The 3,695-nt window shown below is 42.1% G+C and carries 4 protein-coding genes and 1 pseudogene; 2 read left to right on the forward strand and 3 right to left on the reverse strand.

What is annotated here, in order from left to right; translation table 11 throughout:
- The 3 genes and pseudogenes from ICN30_RS11435 to ICN30_RS11445 all read right to left on the reverse strand — a co-directional run.
- Positions 1-238: pseudogene (locus ICN30_RS11435) on the reverse strand (IS30 family transposase); the annotation flags it as partial.
- 154 nt (positions 239-392) lie between these two features.
- Positions 393-833: a DUF2721 domain-containing protein gene (locus ICN30_RS11440; RefSeq protein ID WP_216275767.1), complete on the reverse strand. Its 441-nt coding sequence runs from the start codon at positions 831-833 to the stop codon at positions 393-395.
- Between the two features lie 124 nt (positions 834-957).
- Positions 958-1,782, reverse strand: a complete 825-nt coding sequence (locus ICN30_RS11445) for a hypothetical protein (RefSeq protein ID WP_216275768.1) — start codon at positions 1,780-1,782, stop codon at positions 958-960.
- A 97-nt stretch (positions 1,783-1,879) separates the two neighbouring features.
- Here ICN30_RS11445 and ICN30_RS11450 point away from each other — a divergent pair, with 97 nt between their 5' ends.
- The gene (locus ICN30_RS11450; RefSeq protein WP_216275769.1) at positions 1,880-3,004 is read left to right on the forward strand and encodes a linear amide C-N hydrolase; all 1,125 of its coding nucleotides are present in this window, start codon (positions 1,880-1,882) and stop codon (positions 3,002-3,004) included.
- A gap of 3 nt (positions 3,005-3,007) precedes the next feature.
- On the forward strand, positions 3,008-3,517 hold the full coding sequence (locus tag ICN30_RS11455) for a hypothetical protein (protein WP_216275770.1): 510 nt from the start codon (positions 3,008-3,010) through the stop codon (positions 3,515-3,517).
- The last annotated feature ends 178 nt before the right edge of the window (positions 3,518-3,695 follow it).

Consider the following 3,695-nt stretch of genomic DNA (forward strand, 5'->3'; position numbering starts at 1 on the left):
ATTGTCCCGTTGCTAGGCCGCGGGAGATCTCTTCTCGCTCAGCCAAAGTTAGCGCTAAAACGGATCGAGTTCGCTCTGGCGGTCTGATGCCACCACTTTCAGCCAAAATACGCTGGATAGAGGAGTGGCCCCGATCAAATAACTGCGCTATCTGATGAAGGTTATCGCCTTTTTGCCACCGCTCCCACATTAAAGCCTTCTGGGTAGCCGTGTAATAGATTCGAGGTCGTTGTTTCATGAGCAACACTCCTTGCGCTTACGCAGTTTGTAGTGTGTTGCATCGACGGGTTGAAATCAAGGTCGATTTCGGACCTTCGCTGTTCATCGGATCTTCCATCCGTCACTCTAGATTCTTAGTGGTTGCTTTCGGCCAATATGAGACCTTAAAAAGCTCAAATATTTTTTACGTTCACTCGGATGCATTGGGCGCAAATTCTTATCTCCTGCATTAGCAAGAAAAGCGAAATCGTTAGGGAGGACATCGAGATAGCGAATAACCATCCAACAACCACCCCTGTTGCACTTGAGTCAAAGTAAAGTTTGCCAATATAAATCATACAAATAATTGCGCAAATGCAAAATGCCGAAAAAGTACAAAAGTAAAGAGCTAGATGAATTGCATTGCATCGTCTATCGAGAATTTGTAAATCTTCAATGTAAGTATTTTCTTGCGTGCCTAGTTTGATGCGATCTTCAATTTGGTGGCTTCTATCCACCACTCTTGTTAGGCGAGCTGAAAGTACGGCCAACACTGCTCCAATTCCGGATAACAAAAATGCTGGCGTCAACGCCAGTTGAACAAGGTGGGTGATGTTATTAAGGTCTGTGGACATATAAAAGTGCTTAAAAGTTAAATAATACTTTGCTGTTAATGGATTAACTTCGTTGGGAGTGGGTTAGAGCTGCATACTTTCTATCATCAAAAGAGATTAAAAAACTATTTTTATAGCCAATCACTCAATTCGAAAAAGCATAGGTGAGGCCTAGTCTTCCACCCCAGCCCTGAGCTCCCCCATATATGGTGTTGACTGTGTAATATCTGGCGCCAATAGTGAAAAGCAATGGTACGTCGCCGAGATTAACAATCTTGCTACCGGTAAGGTTGATTGGGTAGGAGTGCGCCCCCGATGTTGTATTAACTATAGATTCTGAGTCAAGCGTAATGCTCCCATACCTCTTAGTGATGTATGTAATGAATGGTCTAGCGAAAACATTGGTAGCGCTGAGATTGTCGACTTGTATAGGTCCCAATCCAAAAGATTGGTAACCAAGTATTCCCACAATCCAATCTTCGCTGCGATGTATTGCGCCAGCACTAATCCCAACAGCATTTTGTGAGCTGCCATACATAAAGGGCATATTGGTACGAATTTGGATCATTGGACCAGCACCATAAGAAAACTTGTTGTGCGATTGATTTGATTGAGTGAAGTATGTCTCAATTTTGGTTGGGGCGAATCCAGAGCTTGAGTAACCATCAAAATTATTAAATGTCTGATAGGTTACTGTTGGCATGACTACAAAGCTATAGTCAGAATTAATTCGAAACGGTACATATGGCGAAAGTCTTGTGTACTGAGTAGAGCCTTGATGAGAGCTACCAATTTTTTGATCAAAGTTGTAACTCAAAGGAACCGTTGCCACATCTTGCTGAGCATTTAATACGCGCTCACTAGTTACAAGTCTTTCTTCACCTGCAGAAAGCGATTGTTGGGCTGCAGCAATTTCAGGAAATAGCAGATTCAGCAATCCAAGCAGGAAAAAGGTAAATCTAGGAAGCATGGAGGCTAGCTGAAGAGCAAATAAAGATTGGTAATATATGGTCTATATTTTATATGTTTTATAAATAATCTAATTAATTTAAAGGGGTTTAAGACCTATGTGTACCAATATCTTTATTAACAAAGGCGGTTATCACGTTGAAGCCCGATCCATGGATTTTCCGATCAATATGGGTACGGAGTTGTTAATGGGCTTTGTTGGTCAGAAAAACACATCAAATCCGGTTGTAGACGCTGAGCAAATACCTGCCGGTCAGTTGACCTCTTGGACAAATAAGTATGGCTACGTAGGCAGAGGGGCTTTCAATACTGCGGTAGTGATGGATGGCATGAATACAGAAGGATTGAGTATCAGCATCCTATATCTGCCAGGTTCGGAATATGCTCCTTTTAAATCTGCTGATAAACGTCCAGTTTTGTCAGCTTTAGAAATTGGCACATTTTTCTTGTCTCAAGCTAAAACCGTAAAAGAGGCTCGTCAATTGCTTGATGCCCATCAGATAGTTGCATGGGCAATTGAGGGCGCTCCAGGAATGTTTATCAAAAATGTCCCAGTTCACTATTCTGTTCGCGACAAAACTGGCGACAGCATGGTTATTGAGTTTATTAAAGGTGAGGTGAAGATCTATCATTCGGCTGGCAATGTGATGACAAATGCCCCAGCTTATGACTGGCAACTTAACTATGCCAAGCAGTACTCTTCGATCGACGTCTCGGCCGAGAAACCAAATGAAGCTATGGCTCAGTTCGTTCCTCAATACAATGAGCTCTATGGTGACGCTCTGCGTCCTGCAGTATTGAACTTTATGGGCATACCAGGCGATTACAGTCCGTCCTCACGTTTTGCTAAATGCACGGTATTACTCGATAACCTCTATGCACCAAACTCATCTGCTGAAGCTGTATACCAAGCATCAATCATTTTGAATAGTGCGGTAGTGCCATACACGCCAGGTAGTTCACCAAAAACAAAGATCACAACTACGACTTTGTGGTGTGTGATTAAGGATTTGGATAATTCAGTTATGCGCTTTTTGGATTTAGCATTCTTCCAGGCTGATCAAAAATTACTTCCAATGTCAGTAGAAAATGGCTATAAGCCACTTGATTTAAAGTCAGTCAACTTTAATGCCGTGCCGGATGAGTTTGCCTCTAAAACTATCGCAACCAATACCCGCAAGGATATAAAGGTTGTTGATGTAACTCAGGTTCCTGGATTCTAAATAATGGGCTTTAAGCTTGAAAAAGTTGAGGCAGCGATCAAGAAAGGTCTGATACTCCAGATCTATCTTGCTGTCTGGTTTTGTGCCCTTGTCTTTTTGAGTGATGCCATCTTGGAGCAGGCGGGCGTGCCTTACTTTACCTATGGCTTTGCAATTTTGAAGGCCTCAGCATTATCTAGGTTTATGTTGGTGGGACAAAAGCTATTTCCATTACCCTTTGCAAAGGGGTCATCTGTGCTTTGGTTGGTATTTAGAAGATCTCTAATTGATACTGCTTTTGTTTTAGCTCTAAGCTATCTTTTTTATGGCCTTGAGGGCATGATTCACCATAAAGATTTTTTTGAGACTGTACAAAATTTTTGTAAAGGAAGTTGGGAGCATGTTATTGCTCTCAGTTTGTGCTACTGGTTAATTATTCTTCCATACCTAATTTACTGTGGACTCAAAAAAGCAATGGGGGCAGAGCAACTTTATGCCTATCTCTTGGGTGTGGAAGGCCCAAGACTTCCATAAGATACTAGTTATAAAGCCACCTTCGGGTGGTTTTTTATTGTCAGGATCTGCTGACCTCCTCCCAATAAATTGGACACCCTAAATTAGAAAAAATCGGCGATATTATCCCTAAGGAGGGGTGCGCCATGAAGAGGTCAAAGTTCACAGAAGAGCAGATTGCTTTTGCATTGCATCAAGT

The sequence above is a fragment of the Polynucleobacter sp. 31A-FELB genome, assembly GCF_018882405.1.
Lineage (GTDB): Bacteria > Pseudomonadota > Gammaproteobacteria > Burkholderiales > Burkholderiaceae > Polynucleobacter.

Excerpts from the sequence above, each read along its gene's own strand:
- ICN30_RS11455 (WP_216275770.1), top strand. The coding sequence starts at position 3,008 with ATGGGCTTTAAGCTTGAAAAAGTTGAGGCAGCGATCAAGAAAGGTCTG.
- ICN30_RS11445 (WP_216275768.1), bottom strand. The coding sequence starts at position 1,782 with ATGCTTCCTAGATTTACCTTTTTCCTGCTTGGATTGCTGAATCTGCTA.
- ICN30_RS11450 (WP_216275769.1), top strand. The coding sequence starts at position 1,880 with ATGTGTACCAATATCTTTATTAACAAAGGCGGTTATCACGTTGAAGCC.
- ICN30_RS11440 (WP_216275767.1), bottom strand. The coding sequence starts at position 833 with ATGTCCACAGACCTTAATAACATCACCCACCTTGTTCAACTGGCGTTG.